The organism is Rouxiella badensis (genome assembly GCF_026967515.2).
GTDB lineage: Bacteria > Pseudomonadota > Gammaproteobacteria > Enterobacterales > Enterobacteriaceae > Rouxiella > Rouxiella badensis.
In genome coordinates this window covers 1,541,421-1,562,039 of the sequence record NZ_CP114062.1, presented here as the reverse complement: position 1 = coordinate 1,562,039, position 20,619 = coordinate 1,541,421, and the positions used below count along the sequence as shown (strand labels likewise).

At 56.4% G+C, this 20,619-nt stretch carries 17 protein-coding genes; 7 read left to right on the top strand and 10 right to left on the bottom strand.

Features of this window, described 5'->3' with window-relative positions:
* The first annotated feature begins 129 nt into the window (after positions 1-129).
* On the top strand, positions 130-852 hold the full coding sequence (locus O1V65_RS07380; protein WP_269130372.1) for a sulfite exporter TauE/SafE family protein: 723 nt from the start codon (positions 130-132) through the stop codon (positions 850-852).
* On the opposite strand, the gene O1V65_RS07375 is transcribed toward O1V65_RS07380, so the two are convergent.
* Both O1V65_RS07375 and O1V65_RS07370 read right to left on the bottom strand, forming a co-directional pair.
* Complete coding sequence (locus tag O1V65_RS07375) at positions 849-1,409, bottom strand: DNA-3-methyladenine glycosylase I (protein WP_084912315.1); 561 nt, start codon at positions 1,407-1,409, stop codon at positions 849-851. The genes O1V65_RS07380 and O1V65_RS07375 overlap by 4 nt on opposite strands.
* The gene (locus tag O1V65_RS07370; RefSeq protein ID WP_084912316.1) at positions 1,406-2,515 is read right to left on the bottom strand and encodes an NAD(P)/FAD-dependent oxidoreductase; all 1,110 of its coding nucleotides are present in this window, start codon (positions 2,513-2,515) and stop codon (positions 1,406-1,408) included. Before O1V65_RS07370 ends, O1V65_RS07375 begins: the two co-directional genes overlap by 4 nt.
* A gap of 302 nt (positions 2,516-2,817) precedes the next feature.
* On the opposite strand from O1V65_RS07370, the gene O1V65_RS07365 reads away from it, so the two are divergent.
* The 3 genes from O1V65_RS07365 to O1V65_RS07355 all read left to right on the top strand — a co-directional run bounded on the left by O1V65_RS07365 (position 2,818) and on the right by O1V65_RS07355 (position 6,277).
* Positions 2,818-3,558 carry an ABC transporter ATP-binding protein gene (locus tag O1V65_RS07365; RefSeq protein WP_017492124.1) on the top strand — a complete coding sequence of 247 codons (741 nt, stop codon included), beginning with the start codon at positions 2,818-2,820 and terminating at the stop codon, positions 3,556-3,558.
* A 21-nt stretch (positions 3,559-3,579) separates the two neighbouring features.
* Complete coding sequence (locus tag O1V65_RS07360) at positions 3,580-4,560, top strand: ABC transporter substrate-binding protein (RefSeq protein WP_017492125.1); 981 nt, start codon at positions 3,580-3,582, stop codon at positions 4,558-4,560.
* A gap of 61 nt (positions 4,561-4,621) precedes the next feature.
* Entirely contained in the window at positions 4,622-6,277 is a 1,656-nt protein-coding gene (locus O1V65_RS07355) for an ABC transporter permease (RefSeq protein WP_269130371.1), read from the top strand.
* On the opposite strand, the gene O1V65_RS07350 is transcribed toward O1V65_RS07355, so the two are convergent.
* Positions 6,249-7,088, bottom strand: a complete 840-nt coding sequence (locus O1V65_RS07350; protein WP_017492127.1) for a helix-turn-helix transcriptional regulator — start codon at positions 7,086-7,088, stop codon at positions 6,249-6,251. The genes O1V65_RS07355 and O1V65_RS07350 overlap by 29 nt on opposite strands.
* Positions 7,089-7,214: 126 nt before the next feature.
* On the opposite strand from O1V65_RS07350, the gene O1V65_RS07345 reads away from it, so the two are divergent.
* The gene (locus O1V65_RS07345; protein ID WP_227989595.1) at positions 7,215-8,108 is read left to right on the top strand and encodes an SDR family oxidoreductase; all 894 of its coding nucleotides are present in this window, start codon (positions 7,215-7,217) and stop codon (positions 8,106-8,108) included.
* Here O1V65_RS07345 and O1V65_RS07340 read toward each other — a convergent pair.
* Positions 8,105-9,466, bottom strand: a complete 1,362-nt coding sequence (locus O1V65_RS07340) for an HdeD family acid-resistance protein (protein WP_269130370.1) — start codon at positions 9,464-9,466, stop codon at positions 8,105-8,107. The genes O1V65_RS07345 and O1V65_RS07340 overlap by 4 nt on opposite strands.
* A gap of 87 nt (positions 9,467-9,553) precedes the next feature.
* Complete coding sequence (locus tag O1V65_RS07335; protein WP_165429534.1) at positions 9,554-10,399, bottom strand: LysR family transcriptional regulator; 846 nt, start codon at positions 10,397-10,399, stop codon at positions 9,554-9,556.
* A 121-nt stretch (positions 10,400-10,520) separates the two neighbouring features.
* On the opposite strand from O1V65_RS07335, the gene O1V65_RS07330 reads away from it, so the two are divergent.
* Complete coding sequence (locus O1V65_RS07330; protein ID WP_227955207.1) at positions 10,521-11,450, top strand: NADP-dependent oxidoreductase; 930 nt, start codon at positions 10,521-10,523, stop codon at positions 11,448-11,450.
* Between the two features lie 19 nt (positions 11,451-11,469).
* Here O1V65_RS07330 and xdhC read toward each other — a convergent pair whose 3' ends face one another.
* The 5 genes from xdhC to guaD form a co-directional block, all read right to left on the bottom strand.
* Positions 11,470-12,255 (bottom strand): xanthine dehydrogenase accessory protein XdhC, encoded by a 786-nt coding sequence (gene xdhC / locus O1V65_RS07325; protein ID WP_269130369.1) that lies wholly within the window; start codon positions 12,253-12,255, stop codon positions 11,470-11,472.
* Positions 12,256-12,267: 12 nt separating this feature from the next.
* Positions 12,268-14,667 carry a xanthine dehydrogenase molybdopterin binding subunit gene (xdhB, locus tag O1V65_RS07320; RefSeq protein ID WP_269130368.1) on the bottom strand — a complete coding sequence of 800 codons (2,400 nt, stop codon included), beginning with the start codon at positions 14,665-14,667 and terminating at the stop codon, positions 12,268-12,270.
* Complete coding sequence (gene xdhA / locus O1V65_RS07315; protein WP_084912321.1) at positions 14,660-16,123, bottom strand: xanthine dehydrogenase small subunit; 1,464 nt, start codon at positions 16,121-16,123, stop codon at positions 14,660-14,662. The genes xdhB and xdhA overlap by 8 nt, the downstream gene beginning before the upstream one ends.
* Positions 16,124-16,262: 139 nt before the next feature.
* Entirely contained in the window at positions 16,263-16,889 is a 627-nt protein-coding gene (locus O1V65_RS07310) for a TetR family transcriptional regulator C-terminal domain-containing protein (RefSeq protein ID WP_017492135.1), read from the bottom strand.
* 86 nt (positions 16,890-16,975) lie between these two features.
* Positions 16,976-18,301, bottom strand: a complete 1,326-nt coding sequence (guaD, locus tag O1V65_RS07305; protein ID WP_269130367.1) for a guanine deaminase — start codon at positions 18,299-18,301, stop codon at positions 16,976-16,978.
* Between the two features lie 343 nt (positions 18,302-18,644).
* On the opposite strand from guaD, the gene kup reads away from it, so the two are divergent.
* Positions 18,645-20,513, top strand: coding sequence for a low affinity potassium transporter Kup (gene kup / locus O1V65_RS07300; protein WP_017492137.1), 1,869 nt, complete (start codon positions 18,645-18,647; stop codon positions 20,511-20,513).
* Positions 20,514-20,619: the final 106 nt, after the last annotated feature.

Here is a 20,619-nt window from a genome sequence, read left to right as displayed (position 1 = left end):
CACTTAGGGTTCGTAAAGATATCGATTAACTCCCATTAAATCACCGCGTAAATTGATATGCAACGCAGTGTTGAGCGGATCCCGCATCAATTGATGAGTAAAAAAATCACATAGCTAAGGGAATTTATCATGATTTATCTCGCCATCGTTATTCTGGGAGGATTCGCCGGGTTCGTCAGCGGCATTATTGGTACCGGCGGGTCGATTATCCTGCTGCCGATTTTATCCTGGAAGTTTGGGCCACAGGTTGCGGTGCCGATGATGGCCGTGGCCTCGATTCTGAGTAACTTTTCCCGGGTGATTATCTGGCGTAAGGAGATAGACTGGCGCGCCTGTTTGACTTACTCCGCGTTGGCTGTTCCGGGTGCCGTGCTCGGCGCCAATACGCTTTGGGCGCTGCCGCCGAAGATATCCAATGTCTGTATCGGGGTCTTTTTTCTGGCGCTAGTGCCGCTGATGGCATGGTCGCGCAGGCACAATCTGACGCTGAACACCTGGCAGTTGGCGCTGTGTGGGCTGGTCGTAGGCTTCCTGACCGGTATGGTGTTCTCGACCGGGCCCATGACGGTGCCTATTTTCTCAGGCTTTGGGCTGGTCAAACAGGGCCTGATAGCAACCGAATCCGCCGCATCGCTGATTGTTTTCCTGACCAAGACCTCAACCTTTGGCGTGCTCGGCGCCCTGCCGTTATCGGTGGTTCTGAGCGGCATTTTTGTCGGCGCGTCGCAGATTTCCGGCATCTATCTCAGTAAAGGGCTAGTGTCGAGAATGCCCACCAAAATCTTTCACCTTCTGGTGTCGATAATGATGCTTGCCGCAGGCGCATCGATGTTGTGGGACGGCGTGATTTAAAAAGACAGCGCGTGACGTCGGAAACAGTCCGGGTGGTGGCTATTGATGATTCCGGTCGCTTCCATCCAGGCATAGACGATGACCGGGCCAACGAAGCTGAAGCCGCGCTGTTTAAGCTCTTTTGAAATTTGCTCTGAAAGTGTACTGCGAGTGGGAATGGGGCCTGTATGTTGAATCGGTGCGCCCCCAACGTGAGACCAAATCCACTGCGAAAAATCCTCTCCTTTTTCCTGCATGCGTAAATAGGCGTGGGCATTCTTCACCACCGCTTTTATCTTGGAACGCGAACGAATGATATCGGCATTCGCCGCCAGTCGCTCAATGTCCTCTTCGGTAAAAGCCGCCACCTTCTGCGGATCAAACCCACAGAAAGCTTTTCTGAACGCCTCGCGTTTCTTGAGAATGATACGCCACGACAGTCCGGCCTGAAAACCGTCGAGCATCAGCTTCTCCCACAGGGCGCGGCTATCAAAAACCGGTACACCCCATTCGGTATCGTGATACTGCTGCATCAGCGCATCGTTATCGCCCCAGGCGCAGCGTATAAGGTTGGTCACGGTTTAGGCTGGCTCAGGCGCGAAGGACGATAAGCCTCGAGTTCAGCGACCGGCGTACCCGCTATCTCGCGAGTGACTAAACGCGCCAGTAAAGGTGACAGCGTCACACCACTGTGCGTCACAACGGTGTAATAACCGGCCAGCCCTTCGGTCGGTCCCACAATAGGATAGCCGTCCTCAGGCAAGGCGCGAATTCCCATACGTGCCTGATACTGCTCGGGTTTCAACTCAGACAGCTTTGGCCACACCGCCGTTGCTTTGCGGATAATGTCGGCTGCCAGCTCACTGACCCGCGACGCTGGCGTACTCTCGTCAATGTCATAGACCCCTTCGTTAGGGCAAAGTAGCGTAACGCCTTCACCGTCCGGACGACAGTGGAACAGCGGCGTTGCCAATACGTGGCTGACGGGGGCGTACTCGGCAGGAACGCGGATCAGAATGCCGGTGGTCGGTGCCAGTCTTGTCGCCAGGCCGTCGTTGTAGGGGGACTTGTCGGACCAGCGGCCGCTGGCGTTGATGGTCAGCTCAGCGCGGTGCAGCGTTCCGTCAGAGGTTTTTACACCGGTGACGGTATTCCCCTCCTGCAAAATTTCGTTCACCCGGCTCCCGGTCACAATCTTTGCACCTTCGGCGGCGCTGGCCTGCAACAGCAGCTGAATATATTGCTGGGTATCGATCCAGCCTTCGGACGGAAACCAGCCGATCGCGCCCTGGGTGCCGTCGAGATGGATTTCAGGCTCCAGCGCCTGAAGCTGCTCGGCGCTAATCCACTCCGCGGGATACTGATACTGCTGGAGTTGCTCAACGTTATCCTGCATCGCCTGCTGCTGGTCGGCAGCGCGCCATTCCAGACAACCGGTCAGATTAAGCCAGGGGGCTTTACCCAAGCGCGCGGCCAATTCGCTGTGCGCCTGCATTCCGGCAGCGTTAAGACGCTGATAGGCTTCTGGCGGCTTGCCGTGGGAGTTTATCCAGGCAAATGAGTTGGCGCTGGTGCCCTTTCCGGCTTCACCCGCCTCAAGTAACGTCACAGAATGGCCAGCCTGCGTCAGTTCCCAGGTCAGCGATGCACCGACCATTCCTGCGCCAATAACGATAATTTTCATCAGTTCTCCAGAAGGTTACAGTCTGCATCACGTGACTACAGGAAAGAGTAAGTGAATAGTTAACTTAATCAATAAAGTAGCCAAGCGCGTGCGGTGGCGCAACTGTTTTATCCCTGGGAAGGCAACTTGGTTTTTGACTCAGAGGCCTGTGGGCACTGTCATTGTCGTGTCATAAATCGACATTAGGGTGGCTGCTATCAATAAATCCCAAAGAGGATAGTCCCCATGCAATTACCTGCCTTCTGGCCGGTGGTGCGCGCCTGTGTGCTTTACGACGGAATCTATTCCGTGCGGGAGGCCAAATGCGCACACCGGTAACCGCACTCCCCGCCGCGATTCGTGTTGAACAGGTTTCACACCGTTACGGGACCACCACGGTGTTAAACAACGTCTGTCTCAAGGTTCCCAAAGGAACCATTATGGCGCTGCTGGGTCCTTCGGGATGCGGCAAAAGCACCCTGCTAAAATTGCTCGCCGGGCTGCTTCACCCTGACAGCGGTCGGCTCTTTTTTGGCGAACAGAAGGTGGTCGATGGCCGTTTTAGCCTGCCGCCGGAGAAGCGCAGCCTGGGCATGGTGTTTCAGGATTACGCCCTCTGGCCGCATATGACGGTCGGACAAAACGTCATCTTCCCCCTACAGATGCGCGGTGTTGCCCCAAAACAGCGCCAGCAACGCATGCTAGAAGCCCTGGACCGCGTCGGATTAGCTGATTTTCATCATCGCCGCCCTGCCGAGCTTTCCGGGGGGCAGCAACAGCGCGTGGCGTTAGCGCGTGCCATCGTGGCCGAGCCGCAAATCCTGCTGTTCGATGAACCGCTTTCCAATCTGGACCGTAATTTGCGCGAAAGCCTGTGTGAAGAAATGGCCGTTCTATTGCGCCAGTTGGGAACGACGGCGGTGTATGTCACGCACGATCCGCAGGAGGCGGAAACTCTGGCCCACTGCATTGCGCGAATGAATCAGGGTGCCATCGAACGCATCGACCTGCTGGACGGCAATCGGCAGTCAGGCCTTTCCCGTATTGATCCTTTTGTTGCTTAACCCTCTGGTGGAAATTAAAAAATGACGCATCACTCTTCTTTTATCAAAACAGGTTTACTGACGGCAATGACTCTCTCTTTTGCTCTGACCGCCGCCAGCGCCCAGGCGTTGACGGTTTATACGGCCGGTCCCGGTTCGCTGGCGAAAAAACTGGCGGCAGGCTATGAAAAACAGACCGGCGTTAAAGTAGAAATCTTTCAGGCGACCACGGGCAAAGTAATGGCCCGTCTGGACGCCGAGCAGGCAAATCCGCGCGCCGACGTGCTGATTTCTGCCTCCTGGGACACCGCAGGCAGCCTCGAAAAACGCGACGCGTTGTTGGCTTATGAGAGCCCGAATGCCGCCCATGTTCCCGCACAGTTTAAGACGCCCTATTATGTGGCGCAGGGGATATCAGCGTTGGGGATAGTCTGGAATACCCAGAGTGGGACACCCGAGCCGAAAGACTGGCAGGACTTGGCGCAACCGGCCTTTAAAGACAAGGTCACCACGCCGGACCCGTCGCTCTCCGGCGCATCGCTGGACTTGCTCGAAGGCCTGCAAAATGCCCACGGCGAGCAGGCATGGAAGCTGTTTGAGCAGCTAAAAACTAACGGCATGATTATTGCCGGCCCTAACGCCCAGGCACTGACGCCGGTGCTTCAGGGCGCGAAAGCCGCCGTATTTGGCGCAGTGGACTACGTTTCCTATAACAGCGTAGAGGCCGGAGAGGCCATCAAAGTGATTTTCCCCGCCAGCGGCACCGTTATCGCCCCGCGTCCGATGATGATCCTCAAGAGCAGCAAGGAACCAGCACAGGCCAAAGCCTTTATCGATTATGTCCTTTCACCCGAGGGCCAGAAGCTGGTTGCCGATGCCTGGCTGATGCCAGCGCGCGACGATGTCGATGCCAAACGTCCGCTGTTTAAAACGCTTAAAGTGCTGCCGACGGCGTCAACGGGAAGCGCCGACCGCCGTCAGCTCCTCGACAAGTTCGCGACCCTGTTCGCGGCAAACAACTGATTCAGCGCATTAATTACCGACCAATGACCGGCGACTCAACTCGCCGGTCGCGGGAGTCTCAATGAATAAAAATACGCTGCTGCCGGTATTTACCGGCGGGGCTCTGCTGTTTCTGGTCGCCGTCCCCGTCACCTTTGTGCTGCTGCAGGCGATTTTCCCTCATCTAGACCGGGGCACGTTTAACGCGCCTTTTAGCGCCTTCGGCAAACTGTTTGCTGATGCGCAATTTCCCACGTTGCTCTCAGGCACCCTGCGGCTCGGGCTAGGTGTTGCGCTGGCCACGGCGCTCATCGGCATTCCGCTGGGCACGCTGCGCGGGCTGTTTGCCCTGCCGTACGCCGCGCTGTGGGACGCCTTGTTCCTGATCCCGTTCCTTTTCCCGCCTTATCTGGCTGCGCTGTCGTGGATGCTGGCCCTACAGTCGCACGGCTATGTACAACAGCTGCTGGGCGTGAATCTCAACAACCTGCTGTTCTCAATGCCGGGAATGGTGATGGTGATGACGATGAACGTATTCCCGGTGGTCTATTTTGCCATTTCACGGAGCATGGCAGCCAGCGGCAGCCGTCTGGCCGATGTCGCACGGGTGCACGGCGCAGGGCCATGGCGAGCATTTTTCAGGATTTCCGTGCCCCTCGCACTGCCGTCGACAGCCTCTAGCCTGCTGTTGGCCTTTACCCTGTCGATTGAGGAGTACGGCGTACCTGCCGCCTTGGGCACACGCAGCGGCGTGGAGGTGCTAACCACCGGCATCGAACAACGCCTTGCCGACTGGCCGATTGATATGCCGGGCGCTGCCGGACTGTCGGTGATATTAGTGGCGATAGCCTGTTGCGCCTACTGGGTACAGCGCGCGATAGTCGCCGGTAAAGACGTAGAAACCACCTCCGGCAAACCGATAGCCGTGGTACCCAAGCCGCTGGGGCGCGCACGTTTTCTGGTATTGGCGCTGTTTTCGCTGGTCGCATTAACGGCGGTTGGGCTGCCGCTGGCCTCGATTTTTGTCACCGCGTTTAGCCGCACTTTGTCGGGCGGCCTTGGCGTCAATAATCTGACGTTAGGGCATTACAAGGCGCTATTTGACCTTCAGGGCGATGCCCTCGGCGCGCTCGGCACCAGTCTGAGTCTGGCGTTAGGCACTGCGCTGGTTGTTGGCGTGGTGGGCCTGCTCGCTGCCTGGCTGGTCGTCGCAAGGCGGATACGTTTTGCCGCCTGCATCGATGCGCTATCGCTTTTCCCTGCGGCCCTGCCGGGTATCGTCGTCGGTGTGGGGCTGATCCTCGCCTGGAATCGCAGTTTTTGGCCCGTGACCCCCTATAACACCTGGGGCATTCTGCTGTTGGCCTACTGCTGTCTGCTGCTGCCGTATCCGGTACGCTACGTCAGCGCGGCCATGCGGCAGATTGGTAATAATCTCGAGGCCTCGGCGCGCGTTCACGGTGCCAGTGCGGCGCAGGCATTGCGGCTGATTCTGTTGCCGCTGGTGTGGCCAAGCCTGCTGGCCTCAATGATGATGGTCTTTGCCGTCGCCTCACGCGAGCTGGTCACGTCGTTGCTGCTGGCGCCGGCAGGGGTAGAAACTGTCTCGGTATTTGTCTGGCGGCAGTTTGAGCAGGGTTCGGTCGGAGACGGCATGGCGATGGCTAGCCTGGCTATCGCGCTGACCCTGATGGTGATGTTCCTGGCGGTCAGACTGCAAAACCGACGACTGTACTGAGCCGCAGCAACGCGTGAACGTTTTTTTTGTCGATTTCGGTTGAGGGATTATAAATCACCAGGCTCAGGTTGGGATTGCCCTCAACGGCGAATGACGAATAGTCGAGATGGATAAGCCCCACCCTGGCATGGTTGATGCGTTTGGTGCCCTCGCCGTGGTGACTGACGTTCTGGTCTAACCACAGCGCCTTGAATTCAGGGCTGGCGGCGTTCAGCTCTTCAATCAACGCCCGCGATGCGTCGGTCATGCCCGCTCTGGCGCTCTCGGCCCGAAACGTTGCCACCACGAAGCTCGCGACTTTTTCCCACTCCGGCATCACGGCGCGTTTACTCGGACAGCAGAACACCATGCGCAAAATGTTACGCTCCTCGTAGGTCATCTCAGCATAGTCGGCCAGCACAACGGACGCGGCGCGGTTCCAGGCAACCACGGTCCAATCGGCGGTTTTGACAAAAGCCGGGATATTCTCCATCGCATCGAGCAGCCGCTGGAGCTGGGCGGACACCGTTGCCGGAGGTTGATGATGCAGCTGCGGTGGCCGATTCTGCGCCAGCAGGAACAGATACTCGCGCTCGACGTCAGAGAGCGCCAGGGCGCGTGCCAGTCGTTCCAGCACGTCGCTTGACGGCGCTCCCTCGCGCCCCTGTTCTAGCCAGGTGTACCAGGTAGTGCTGACATTGGCCCGCAGAGCCACTTCTTCCCTTCGCAGCCCCGGCGTGCGCCTGCGGGTCATCGAGAACCCCAAACTGGCAGCATCGAGCCGACTGCGCCGGTCCTTGAGAAAATTTCCCAGCAGATTTTGCTCTGACATCGTGCCTCCGTTTAGCCTGTTAGTGGTTATACCCGTATAACGTCACGTCTTTAATCGACCGCCAACGCGCCTGTAAAGTCGCTGTAGAGTTCACGTCGCACACATTCATCTTAAGAGGATATTATCATGCGCGTATTTGTCACGGGAGCAACAGGATTTATTGGTTCTGCCGTTGTGCAGGAACTGTTGAACGCGGGTCATCAGGTGCTTGGCCTGGCCCGCAGCGAGTCGGCGGCCGAGGCATTAAAGGCGGCGGGCGCTGAGCCTCATTTCGGCAGCCTTGACGATTTACCGAGCCTTAAACGCGGTGCGCAGGCGGCCGATGGCGTCATTCATACGGCCTTTATTCACGACTTCACTCAGTTTGCCGCCTCGTGCGATACCGATTTAACGGCGATTCAGGCCTTGGGCGACGCGCTGGAAGGAACCCATAAGCCGTTGGTGGTCACTTCAGGAATTGCGCTTTTAGCGCAGGGCCAAGTCGGTAAAGAGACCGACCTTGCCAGCCCTGACGCGGCCGGCAAGCTGCGCGCCCGATCCGAACAGGCCGCGCTGGCGCTGGCTGAGCGCGGTGTGCGCAGTTCACTGGTGCGTCTGCCGCCTTCGGTTCACGGCGACGGCGACCACGCTTTCGTGCCTGCACTGATAGGCATTGCCAAAAGCCACGGCGTTTCCGGGTTTATTGGCGACGGTAACAACCGCTGGCCCGCGGTGCATCGTTTCGATGCGGCCAGATTATTTCGCCTGGCGCTGGAGCAAGCCCCGGCAGGCGCTATTTATCACGGCGTGGGTGACGAAGGCGTGCCAACCCGCGATATCGCTGAACTGATTGGCCGCGCGCTTAACCTGCCGGTCAAGTCGATCACCGCCGCTGACGCCGCGGAACATTTCGGCTGGCTGGGGCATTTCTTTGCGGTTGACGTTCCGGCGTCAAGTGCCATCACACAGTCAGCGCTGGGCTGGTCACCGACCCATAAATCGTTGCGCGAGGATCTCGAGTCAGGCAGCTACTTCGGCTAAGAATTTTTGGCGGCGGCGTCTTCGCGCCGCCACTCTTTTTTCAATGATTTAATGCGGTGACAAGCATGTTTCGCCAGTCTCAGCCAGGAAACCTGCCTCGGGTCGACCAGCATGCTGAGTGCGCGGGCATAGTCTAGCGTCAGGCCCGGCGTCCAGGCCATCGTTAACGCCCGCATCCTAATCTGTGAGGCGACCCACAGCTCCGGCGTCAGCAGCAGCCGCAGCATCACCAACGCTCCAAATCCCATTGATCGCGCGACTGCGCCTTCTATAGCGGCATCCAATGCGCGACTGACCGTGCTCGAACAGTTGCGATACGTCAGGTTGTAGGTGTCGTCCTGCCGGTAAAGCTGCCAAAATTCACTGAGTTTCTCGGCATTATAGTTTTTGATCATCACCTGAATATTTGACGGACACCACTCTTTGGCCTCGGTTTGATAATCCGGCAGGAAACGCCCCGCCACGTTATTCTCCGGCGTGGCGCGCAGCAATCGGGTAAAAGAATGGCTGGAGCGATCGATTTCCTCCTTAGGATAGAGGCTGATGTAAATCCCTTCAGGAGATTCCAGCGCTGAATGCCCGGTCGAAATCACCCCGTTGGTATCGACGGCGGCAATATAACGGTCGACTATCATTTGACGCCGCGCGGGGGCCTTTGAACTGCCCATCGGCGTCCAGATATGCACCGTCAACGCCTTCACCGAGGTTGAATGACTGTCCAGGACCACCGGGGTCTTATCGTTCTCTTTTCCGAGTAATTTGGGGCCAATTATCGGATTACCCATCGCCACAAACCCAGGATTCACCATCATTCGCCGTACATTTAGCGCAATACGCACAAAATTGAGGCCGGCAAAGAACAGGAACAATCCCAGGAAATACGGCAGCGTACCGTGATAGTTGGTCGGATAAGGCTGGAAGAAAAAGATCGCCAGCAGGATTTCAATCATCCCGCCAATTGCCGCGGCCCGCCAGCGACGATAGCGCACCACCCAGGCAGAGGTCAGCTGCAAAAGCCCATCGGCCAGAAACAAGAAACCAAACAGCATCGAGAGGATGAAATGGCCGTGATAATCGCTGGCTAAAATCAGCACCGCGCAGATAACGACCACGGTGCCTTTCACGTAGCGCAGCGTCTTCTGACCGCCGACTCCCGCCCAGGCGACGGCGAGGGTAAAGCAGCCGTCTATCAGTAACAGCCAGGCAAAAAAAGCGATGGGGAAGTTAATCGCGTCGTCAAGCCCGTCGACAAAGACGGCAACGCCGCTAATCAGCCATAAAATTCCCACCGACATCAGGCTACGCCAACGGCCACGCAAGTATTCAACGCCCAGTAACAGCAGTACCAACCGCGCCATATTTTGCCTGCTTATCTTGAGGGAGCTTTAAATTAAGAAAAACAGGTAGCAAGAATTTAAGCAAATTTATAACGTTATATTTTTGATCTAGGGTGAAAAATGTTCCTCAAGCAGGGTCATAAACGCCCGGGTACGCAAGCTGAGATGGCGGCGGCTCGGGTAGAGAAACCAGAAATTAATCTCGCCGTCTATCTGCTCGCCCAATGAAACCAGCGTGCCGTTTTTAATATCCTCGCCAATCACGATCAGCGGTAATAGTGCCGCGCCTGCCCCGGCCAGCACCGCGTCGTAAATCATCGTCGGAGACGACAGCCGCATCACCTCCCGCGTTTCCACCTGATGCTCCACGCCTTGATGCCTTATCTCGAGACGCTTTTCTCGGTAAAGGTTGCCGAGCGCGATAAAAGGCAGCGGCGCTCCCTGCACATCCGGACGGCAAACCAGCAGCACGGTATCGCTCAAAATACGTTTCCCCATCAGCTCCTCGTCCACCGAGGGCTGCGCGCGAAGTACCGCGTCATAACCCTCGCGAACGGGGTCCACGCGCCGGTCTTCCGCCACCACCTCGAGCTGAACGTCAGGATAAAGTCGGGCATAGCGTGCGGCAATCTCGCCAAACGAGGAGTTTGCCATTATGGTCGGTACGCTGATGCGCAGCTTGCCCGAAGGCGACAGTCGACGCGTGCCGAGCACCTCTGCCAAATCGTTCAATTCAGCCAGCAGCGGCTGGGACTTCTCGAGCAGAAAACGGCCCTCGTCGGTCAGGCGAAAACCGGTCTGGGTGCGTTCAAGCAGGCGCACGTCAAGTTGCTCCTCCAGCTGGCGAACGTGGCGGGAAAGGCTGGTTTTCGCGATGCCGGTCTTACGGCTGGCGGCACCAAATCCCCCCTCTGCGGCGACGGCAACAAAACTCTTTAAGCCATTTAGATCCATATACTGCCCCATATTTGGCACAAGCTGTGCCGATCATTGCATCTGCCAAACCATTTTTAAAACATTTATTGTTGTCTTGTTCCGACAGTATCCAAACGGTATTCAAACAGGAGTTTTCAAAATGACAACCACTAACCAGGCAGTACGTTTCCATCAGTATGGCGGCAAAGAGGCTGTAAAGGTTGAAGATGTCACTCTGCCCGAAGCGCAGGGCCAGCTTGTGGTGGTTCGCGTTATCAGTGCAGGCGTGAATCCGGTGGACAAAAAAGTGCGCAGCGGCATGCTGAGTGCGGTGTTCCCGCTTCAGTTTCCAGTGACCTCGGGCAGCGAGATTTCAGGCGTCATCACCTCTGTTTCAGACGACGTGACGGCGTTTAAAAGCGGTGACCGCGTTATGGGGCTGACCGGCAATCAGGGCGGCTTCGCTCATTACATCAGCATTGATGCGTCACAACTGGTCAAGATTCCAGACGGCCTCTCTGACGCCGTAGCCAGTGCGTTGCCGGTCAGCGGTCTGACGGCGTGGCAGGCGTTGTTTGAACAAGGGCAACTGCGTGAAGGTCAACGGGTCTTGATACATGGCGCGGCTGGCGGCGTCGGCTCCCTCGCCGTTCAGCTTGCGCATCGGGCGGGTGCCAAGGTGTTCGCCACCGCTTCGCCGAAAAACCATGATTATCTGCGTCGCCTCGGGGCTGACGAGGTCATCGATTATCATCAACCCTCGGCGTTTGCTGACGTCAGAGAGATTGATTTACTGCTGGATTTTGCCGGTGCAGGTTATGAAAATCTGGGTCAGACGCTTAAACCCGCGGCCCGCGTTGTGAGTGCCGTCAGGCCAGATATTGCGGCGCTGGTGACGAGCCAGACGCCGCCGGTTTTCCTGCAAATGCACGGCGATAATGCCCTGCTTAGCGAGCTGGCACAGCAGGTCGCCCACGGCACACTGCATCTACGTTTAGGGCCGGTGTATCCTTTTGCAGAGGCCGCGGAGGCCATCGAGCAGCAGAGTGCCGGTCAAACAGGTCGCGCGACGTTGGCCGTCGCAGGCTGATTTACGGCGTAATCACCGGCTAACGCTGTTGGCCCGCCGCTGAATAGGCGGCGATAAACTCCCCGGCAATCGCCACGGCGATTTCTGCCGGGAGTTTTCCTTTAACGTCCGGCAACCCTACCGGACAACGCATTCTTGCCAGACTTTCTCCGCTTATCCCCTTACCCGTTAACCGATAATCAAACCTTTTACGTTTGGTATCGGAACCAATCAGCCCAAAGTAGGCGAAATCATTACGCTTGAGGATTTTCTCGCTCAGCGCCAAGTCAAGCTGATGATCGTGGGTAAGCACGATGAAATACCCGTTGGCGGGCATCTGTTGCACGGTTTCTTCGGGGTCTTCGTCGACGATGCAGGTAATCTGCGGGTCAACGTGCGCGGGAAACTCGCTGGCGCGTGAATCGACCCAGGTAATGCGGCACGGCAGCGTTGAGAGAATGGCGACCAGCGCCCGCCCAACGTGCCCTGCGCCGTAAACAATAGCCTGCGGCTGTGGCTGACACAGCGGTTCGAACAGCACCGTGGCCACGCCGCCGCAGCACTGTCCCAGCCGAGCCCCCAGATTGAAGCGTTCAATGCGGCTCTCCTGCGCACCGCACTTTATCATTTCACGCGCGATAGCGGTGGCCTGAAACTCCAGATTACCGCCACCGAGGGTAAAATATTGACGCTCGGCGGTAATAATCATCTTACAGCCGCTGTTGCGCGGCGTAGAACCCTGATGCTCAACCAGCGTCATCATCACGCAAGGCTCCCTGCGCTGTTGCAGCTGAGTGAGTTGGGTAATCCAGTCATCGGTGCGCATAGGTCCTCCTGCTTATTGGGCGGTTAATGCCGCATTAGTGACAACGTCACTCATGGACTGTAAACGTTCCTGCAACCGCGTTACCCCGCGCAACACCCGCTCTGGAGTGGCAGGCGCATCCAGCTCAGGCAGAAGTCGGTAATCCGCTACGCTAGCGATAGCATCCTTGATGGCACACCACACAGAAATGCCGAGCATAAACGGCGGTTCGCCTACCGCCTTGGAATGGAACACCGTGTCTTCCGGGTTTTTACGGTTTTCGACCAGCTTGACGCGTAGATCCTGAGGCACGTCGGCGATGGCGGGTATCTTGTAGCTGGCAGGACCGCTGGTCTCAAGACGGCCTTTGCTGCTCCATACCAGCTCTTCGCAGGTCAACCAGCCCATTCCCTGCACGAATCCACCTTCCACCTGACCTATATCAATCGCCGGATTCAGTGAGTCTCCCACGTCATGCAAAATATCGGCCCGCAGCAGCCTGTACTCTCCGGTGAGGGTATCAATCAGCACCTCTGAACAGGCCACACCGTAGGAGAAATAGTAGAAAGGATGGCCGGCCGCTTTGCTGCGATCGTAGAAAATCTTTGGCGTTTTATAGAAACCGGTGCTCGACAGCGGCACCTGATTAAGCCACGCCTCCTGCACCACCTGCTGGAAGGTAAAATACTGCTCTTTGACCCGCACCTGCCCGTTGCTAAAGGCAATATCGGCCTCTTCGGCCTGATAATTTTTCTTCAGCATCTCTACCAGCCGGGACTTGATAATCTCGGCGGCATTCTGCGCGGCTTTGCCGTTCAGGTCAGCGCCTGACGATGCCGCCGTTGGTGAGGTATTCGGCACTTTCCCGGTATCGGTGGCGGTAATCTGAATCTGCGCCAGCGGCACCTGAAAGACTTCGGCCACCACCTGCGCCACCTTGGTATTCAGCCCCTGTCCCATCTCGGTGCCGCCGTGGTTAAGCTGAATACTGCCGTCGGTGTAAACCAGTACCAGCGCACCGGCCTGATTGAGAAAACTGGCGGTAAACGAGATACCAAACTTGACCGGCGTCAGCGCCAGGCCTTTTTTGAGGTACGGACTACGCTGGTTATAGGCTTTTATCGCCTCGCGTCGTGCCGCATAGTCTGCGCTCTGCTCAAGCTCGGCGGTCATCTCCTCCAGCAGATTCTGTTCGACCTTCTGGTAGTAATGGGTGACATTGCGCTGCTCCTTGCCGTAGTAGTTCAGTTTGCGAACAGCCAGCGGATCTCGTCCTCTTTCACGCGCGATATGGTCGATGATGTGCTCAATGGCGACCATGCCCTGCGGGCCGCCGAATCCGCGATAGGCGGTGTTCGAGGCGATGTGGGTTTTACAGCGATAGCCTGTGATAGTGGCGTCGCCGAGGTAGTAGGCATTGTCGGCGTGAAACATCGCACGGTCGATAATCGAGCCTGATAAATCCAGCGAATAGCCGCAGTTGCCGGCCAGCTTTATCTCGATGCCTTGAATTAGCCCACGGTCGTCATAGCCGACGTCATAGCTCACGTAAAAAGGGTGACGCTTGCCGGTTATCATCATGTCGTCCTGACGCGAGAGGCGCATTTTTACCGGTCTGCCGGTGAGATGCGCCGCCAACGCAGCCAGACAGGCCGTGCCCGCTGCCTGCGTCTCTTTGCCACCGAAGCCTCCGCCCATGCGCCGCATATCAACCACGACCTTGCGCATCGGCAAATCCAGTACCGAGGCCACCAGTTTTTGCACCTCGGTCGGATGCTGGGTGGAACTGTAGACCAGCATCGCACCGTCTTCGCCCGGCATCACTGTGGCAATTTGCGTTTCGAGGTAGAAATGTTCCTGCCCGCCTATCTCCAGTTCCCCCTGCAACCGATGCGGCGCCTTCGCCAATGCGGCTGCAGAGTCGCCGCGCTGGTGCACGTGCGGCTCTTCGACCCAGAACTCTTCGGCCAGCGCCTGTTTCACGCTGAGCACCGCATCAAGCTCGCGGTATTCAATGATGGCCGCCGCTGCAGCCAGGCGGGCAGCCTCCTGACTGGTCGCCGCCACCGCCAAAATCACCTGCCCGAAATATTCAATTCGGTCTTTGGCCATCAGTGGATCGCCGTGGGTCAGCGGCGCGATATCCAGAGAGCCTGGCACGTCGTCGGCGGTCAACACTCGCACCACTCCAGGCACATCGAAGCAAGGCTCGATGTCAATACGCAGGATTTCGGCGTGTGCGACGTCGCTCAGGCGCGGCGCGAGATGCAGCTGATTGGGAAATTCCTGCCGGTCGTCAATGTAAATCGCCTCACCGCTGACGTGTTTGTCGGCACTCTCGTGCTTCATGCTTTTACCGGTACCGCTGGATAACCCAGCGCGGAACAGCGCGGCCATTTCCTGTTGTGAAGGCGTCGGTTGAGATTTAGACATACTGAGTCACTCGCATCAGGGTTTCGGGAGAGGTAGTTTCTATCAGGCAACGGCGCAGCAGGTTTTTCGCGACCTGCATACGGTATTCCTGGCTAGCGCGGAAATCACCGATCGGCTGAAAGTCTTGCATCAGCGCCTGACAGGCGCGCTCAACGGTGGCGGCCTGCCACGGCTGGCCAAGCAGCTGCTGTTCGCAGTTTTCCGCCCGCTTGGCGATGGCCGCCATGCCGCCATAGGCTATCGTGACCCGCGTCACCACGCCGTCGGTCACCTCGAGATTGAACGCGCCACACACCGCCGAAATATCGTCGTCGAGGCGCTTGGAAACCTTATAGACCTTGAGCGTGCTGCCCGCTGCACGGGGAATAACGACCTGTTCAATAAACTCACTGGATTGCAGCGCAGTGTGTTTGTAGCCAAGATAAAACTGCTCCAGCGGCAGCGTTCGACGCTGTGAACCGCGACGAAGCACTAATGATGCACCGAGGGCCAACAGCACCGGTCCACCGTCGCCAATCGGAGAGGCGTTGGCAATGTTGCCGCCAAAGGTGCCCTGATTGCGGATCTGCTGCGAGGCAAAACGCTCGAGCAAGGCACCAAAATCAGGAAACTCGCGGGCCAAAAACGGCATGCAGTCGCTGAGCGTTGCCGCTGCCCCAATAAGCAGGTTCGTGTCGGTCACAGCCAGCATTTTCATCTCGGGAATGTGGCTGACAGAAATCAGCTGCGTCAGCCGATGGTGACGCTGGGTCACCTCAAGCGCCAAATCGGTGCCTCCGGCGACCAACCGCGCATCAGGATTCGCAGTATAGGCGGCGGCCAATTCATCGACCGTCGAGGGCAACAGGCTAAGGTCGCCTTCGCGCTGGGTAATTTGACCGGCTACCGGGCTAATCGCCCGCAGGCGCTCAAGGGTCATTTTCTCTGCGCGGTCAAACTGGTCGGCGGGAGGCTGCTGGCAGGCGGCAAAGGCCGCATCGACAATCGGGCGATAACCGGTGCAGCGGCACAGGTTGCCCGAAAGCGCGTGCAGCACCTCTTCACGCTCAACGCCGCGTTTGACTGCAAAATGTTCTTTCTGCTGGTGATTCTTTTGCAATGCGAACAGTGACATCACGAAACCGGGCGTGCAGAAACCACACTGTGAAGCGTGATTGTCCACCATCGCCTGCTGCACGCTGTGCAACCGCCCCTGATGCTTGAGGTCTTCAACGGTGATCAACTGTTTACCCTGTATTGCAGACATAAACGTCAGGCAGGCGTTGATTGGGGTATAGCGTAACGACTCACCCTGCGGTTCGGCCAGTACCACGGTGCAAGCCCCGCAGTCTCCGGAAGCACAGCCCTCTTTCGTGCCACAGCGCCCCGCCTCTCGACGCAGATACTCTAATACCGTGGTGTCCGGCGACAAGGTGGCTTCCTGCTGTAAACGGTCATTTAATAAAAATTGGATCATGGGAATATCCTGCTCACATTGCGCAGCCAACGGGCCGCAATCAAACAAACCAATCGATTTGTACAACTGGTCAAACTTTAATTAAAAAATAAGCAATATTGATGCCAACAATATGACAGGGTTAATTTTTATCACTGAATTATAGAACGCTGCCTCGCAGAATAAGTGTAGTTACCTCATTAATAATATGTTCACGGTTTTGATGACTGTCGGTGATGTCGCGGTACATGCGATTAACCTGCACCGCGAAGTCGGCGTAATATTGGGTCACCGCCCAGATGTTCATAATGAACAGGCGAGCATCAAGCGGGCGGAGTTTGCCTTGTTCAATCCATTGATTAATCAGGTTCTCCTTGTTAACTATCTTGGCAATCGCCTCGGGCCAGTACTTTTCGAGATAGTGGGCACCGCTCAATACTTCGCTGGTGAAGATGCGCGACAGTTCGGGCTGGTTGAATGAGAAGTTCAGCTTATTGCGAATATAGCGGCTCAGTACCGCCTCTGGCTCCACCAGGCTGTGGTCAAATTTAATGATTTCACCCCAGACGCTGAGCACCTTTTGCAGGAGCTCCTCATAGAGCTCTTCCTTGCCCGCAATGTAATAGTGCAGCTGGGTTTTTTTCATCCCTGCCCGCTGCGCAATCGCTTGCGTGGTTGCACCTTGAAAACCCTTCTCACTAAATTCGGCGATCGCCGCGGCGTGAATGCTCTCGATCATCCGTTCACGGGCCATTCTTACCCGGCTGCTGCTGGTTTCACTGTTCATATTGGGTGCATTTTTTCCCTGTTTTTGCCTCTTTATTGCCCATAGGGTGCCGTTTCACGGCACCCCTGATATTTATACAGTGCTTTTTACGCCGGGCGTTGGTAAACCACTTTGCCATCTACCAGCGTGCGGTAGATGTTGCGGTCATCGCCGAGCGTCATCAGCACGAACAGCTTCTCGGACAGCGTTTTACTGTTGCTGGAACGCAGCTGTTGAAGCGCGGTTGCGCCGGGATCCAGCACCACCAAATCAGCCTCTTTACCGCCGTCAAAGTTGCCGATTTTGTCGTCGAGATGCAGTGAGCGTGCGCCCCCCAACGTGGCGTGATAAAAAGCTTCAAATGCCGACAGTCGGTACTTTTGCAACTGCCCAACCTTATAAGCCTCGCCCAACGTTTGAAGCATATTGAAGGTGGTACCCGCGCCTACGTCTGTGCCCATGCCGAGACGCACCTGCTTGTGCCATGATGCCTGTAGATTAAACAAACCACTGCCGAGAAACAGGTTGGAGGTCGGGCAAAAGGCAATGCTTGAATCCGTTTCGCTCAGACAGTCCCACTCATCTTCGTGAAGGTGCAAACAGTGCGCAAATACGCAGCGCGACCCGGTCAGGTTGTAGTGGTGATAAACGTCGAGATAGCGTTCATGCTCGGGATACAGCGACTTCACCCATGAAATTTCATCAGTATTTTCACTAAGATGGGTCTGCAAATAGATATCGGGAAAGTCCGCCTTGATGGCGCGCACTTTTTCAAGCAGCTCGGGTGACGAGGTGGGCACAAAGCGCGGCGTCAACGCATAGCTGAGCCGTTTATGGTTATGCCAGCGGCTAATCAGCGTGCGGGTATCGCGGTCACTCTGCTCCGGCGTTTCCAGTACCGCTTCGGGGGCATGTTTGTCCATCATTACCTTTCCGGCGATGAGGCGCATATTGAGCGAGGCTGCGACGGTGAAGAGCGCGTCAACCGATTGCGGATGTACGGTGCCAAACACCAGCGCGGTTGTCGTGCCGTTATTAAGCAACTGATCGATGAAAAACTGCGACATTTTGTGCGCATACTCGAGGTCATGATACTGGGCCTCGGTCGGGAAGGTATATTCGTTCAACCACTCCAGCAGCTGTTCGCCGTAGGCACCGATCATTTCGGTTTGCGGGTAGTGAATGTGGGTGTCAATAAAGCCGGGAACAATCAGTTTTTCGCGGTAGTCATCGAGGGGGATCGCCGTAACGCTCTCGGCGAGGCGTCTTTCGCCCTCTTCGCGAGACCCAAGCCAGACGATTTTTCCGCCGTTTAGCAACATAATACCGTCTTGGAGATAGCGAGCGCTGGCCTCAACATCCGCAGAAGAAGACACTACTTCACTGAAATCAAAGAAATTTCCACGAAGAGCGCGGGTGATAGTCTGGGTCATAAATTTTACCTGTCATTGTGTATGACGAAAGAGATGTCACACCGATTCAATAGAATACGTGTTGTTATAGTCCTTAAATTCAAAGCAAGCGTTGTGCCAGTAGTTTGACCGATTGGTCAAGCCAACTGGATGTCAGTATAAATTACTGAATAAAAAGTTTTTATTTAGAGTCGTTGCAGCACGATTTAATCAGGTCGATGCTAAAATCTATCAATCTGCGATTTAATTTTTTAAAAGCTGACTTTTAAAATTTAATAAAAGATAAAAAGTGGTGCAACCTTGCACCAGCAACAGGCATTGTTGCTTTTAAGAGCGTCACGGAAGACTTCAGTTTGAGGAAGTTATGGCGACACATGAGAAGCAATCCCTGGCTATCGTCACGCTGACGGCCATTGGCGTCGTTTATGGCGATATCGGCACCAGCCCGCTCTATACCCTGCGCGAGTGTTTGGCCGGTGAATGGGGCGTGGGCATCAATCAAACCTCGGTTTATGGTTTTCTTTCGCTGATTTTCTGGCTATTGACCAGCGTGGTTTCCATCAAGTATTTACTGTTCGTACTGCGTGCCGACGACGCGGGCGAAGGCGGTATTTTGACGCTGATGTCGCTGGCCGGGCGCAACATCGATGCACGCTATATGCCACTGGTTATCGTCATGGGGCTTATCGGCGGCAGTTTCTTCTACGGTGACGGGGTGATCACCCCGGCTATCTCGGTGATGTCGGCCATTGAAGGGATGGAAATCATTGCGCCGAATCTCACCCGCTACGTTGTGCCGCTCTCGGTGATCATTCTGACGCTGTTATTCGTGATTCAAAAACACGGCACCGGCAGCATCGGCAAGCTTTTCGCGCCTGTCATGATGCTGTGGTTTATCACGCTGGCGGTCCTGGGGATACGCGGCATCATGGAGTATCCCCAGGTCCTCCATGCGCTGAACCCCTACTGGGCGATTAACTTCTTCGTCCAATACAAGCTGGTGTCATTCTTCGCGCTCGGTGCGGCAGTGCTTTCCGTCACGGGTGCCGAGGCGCTTTACGCCGACATGGGACACTTCAACCGTTCGTCGATTCGCATTGCCTGGTTTTCGATTGTGCTGCCGTCGCTGGTCCTGAACTATTTTGGTCAGGGCGCACTGCTGTTGCAGCATCCCGAGGCTATCAAGAACCCGTTCTTCCTGCTGGCGCCGGAATGGGCGCTGATTCCGCTGTTGGTACTGGCGGCATTCGCGACGGTGATCGCCTCGCAGGCGGTAATTTCGGGCGTGTTCTCTCTGACGCGCCACGCAGTTCGCCTGGGCTATCTGCCGCCGATGCGCATTATCTACACCTCAGACAAAGAGTCGGGTCAAATTTATATTCCCGCCATCAACTGGATGCTGTATCTGGCCGTGCTGATAGTCATCGCCAGCTTTAAAAGCTCGAGCAATCTGGCAGCGGCCTACGGTATCGTGGTCACGGGCACCATGGCGCTAACCTCGGTCCTGTTCTGTCTGGTGGCGGTGCACAACTGGCAATGGAATCGCTGGGCGGTTGCTCTGCTGCTGGCGTTACTCTTGGTGATTGACCTCCCCCTGTTCGGCGCAAACCTGATCAAAATTATGGCCGGCGGCTGGCTGCCTATCTGCATCGGTATCGGCTTCCTGGTGGTGATGACCACCTGGCGCACCGAGCGATTCAACGTGCTGCGAAAGCTGTCGGAGCACGGCAATTCGCTGAGCGCGATGATAACCTCGCTGGAAAAGAACCCGCCGGTGCGGGTGCCCGGTACCGCCGTTTACCTTTCACGCGTTGTGAACGTTATTCCGACTGCGCTTCTGCACAATATGAAGCATAACAAGGTGTTGCATGAGCGCGTGGTGCTGCTGACCATCCGTACCGAAGAGGTACCGTATGTGCCTAACGTGCGGCGCGTTGAGATAGAGCAGCTGTCGCCGAGCTTCTGGCGCGTGGTGGCGAGTTACGGGTGGCGAGAAAAGCCGAATATGGAGGGAATTTTTCATCGTTGCAGCGTCGAAGGACTTAACTGCCCGATGATGCAGACCTCGTTCTTTATGTCGCACGAGGCGCTGATTTTGGGCAAACGCCCGTGGCATCATAAAATTCGCGGCATGCTGTTTCTGGCGTTGGCGCGGAATGCGCTGCGATCCCCGGACCTGTTCGAGCTGCCGCCCAACCGAGTTATCGAGCTGGGCACGCAAATGGACATCTGACTACTTCAACAACACTTCATACTGCGGGTTAAACTCGTCAAAAATTGGCAACGCGGCCGCGCCTAGAGCGGCCGTATCGCCCGGTCATGCCGATACCGGCTCCAAA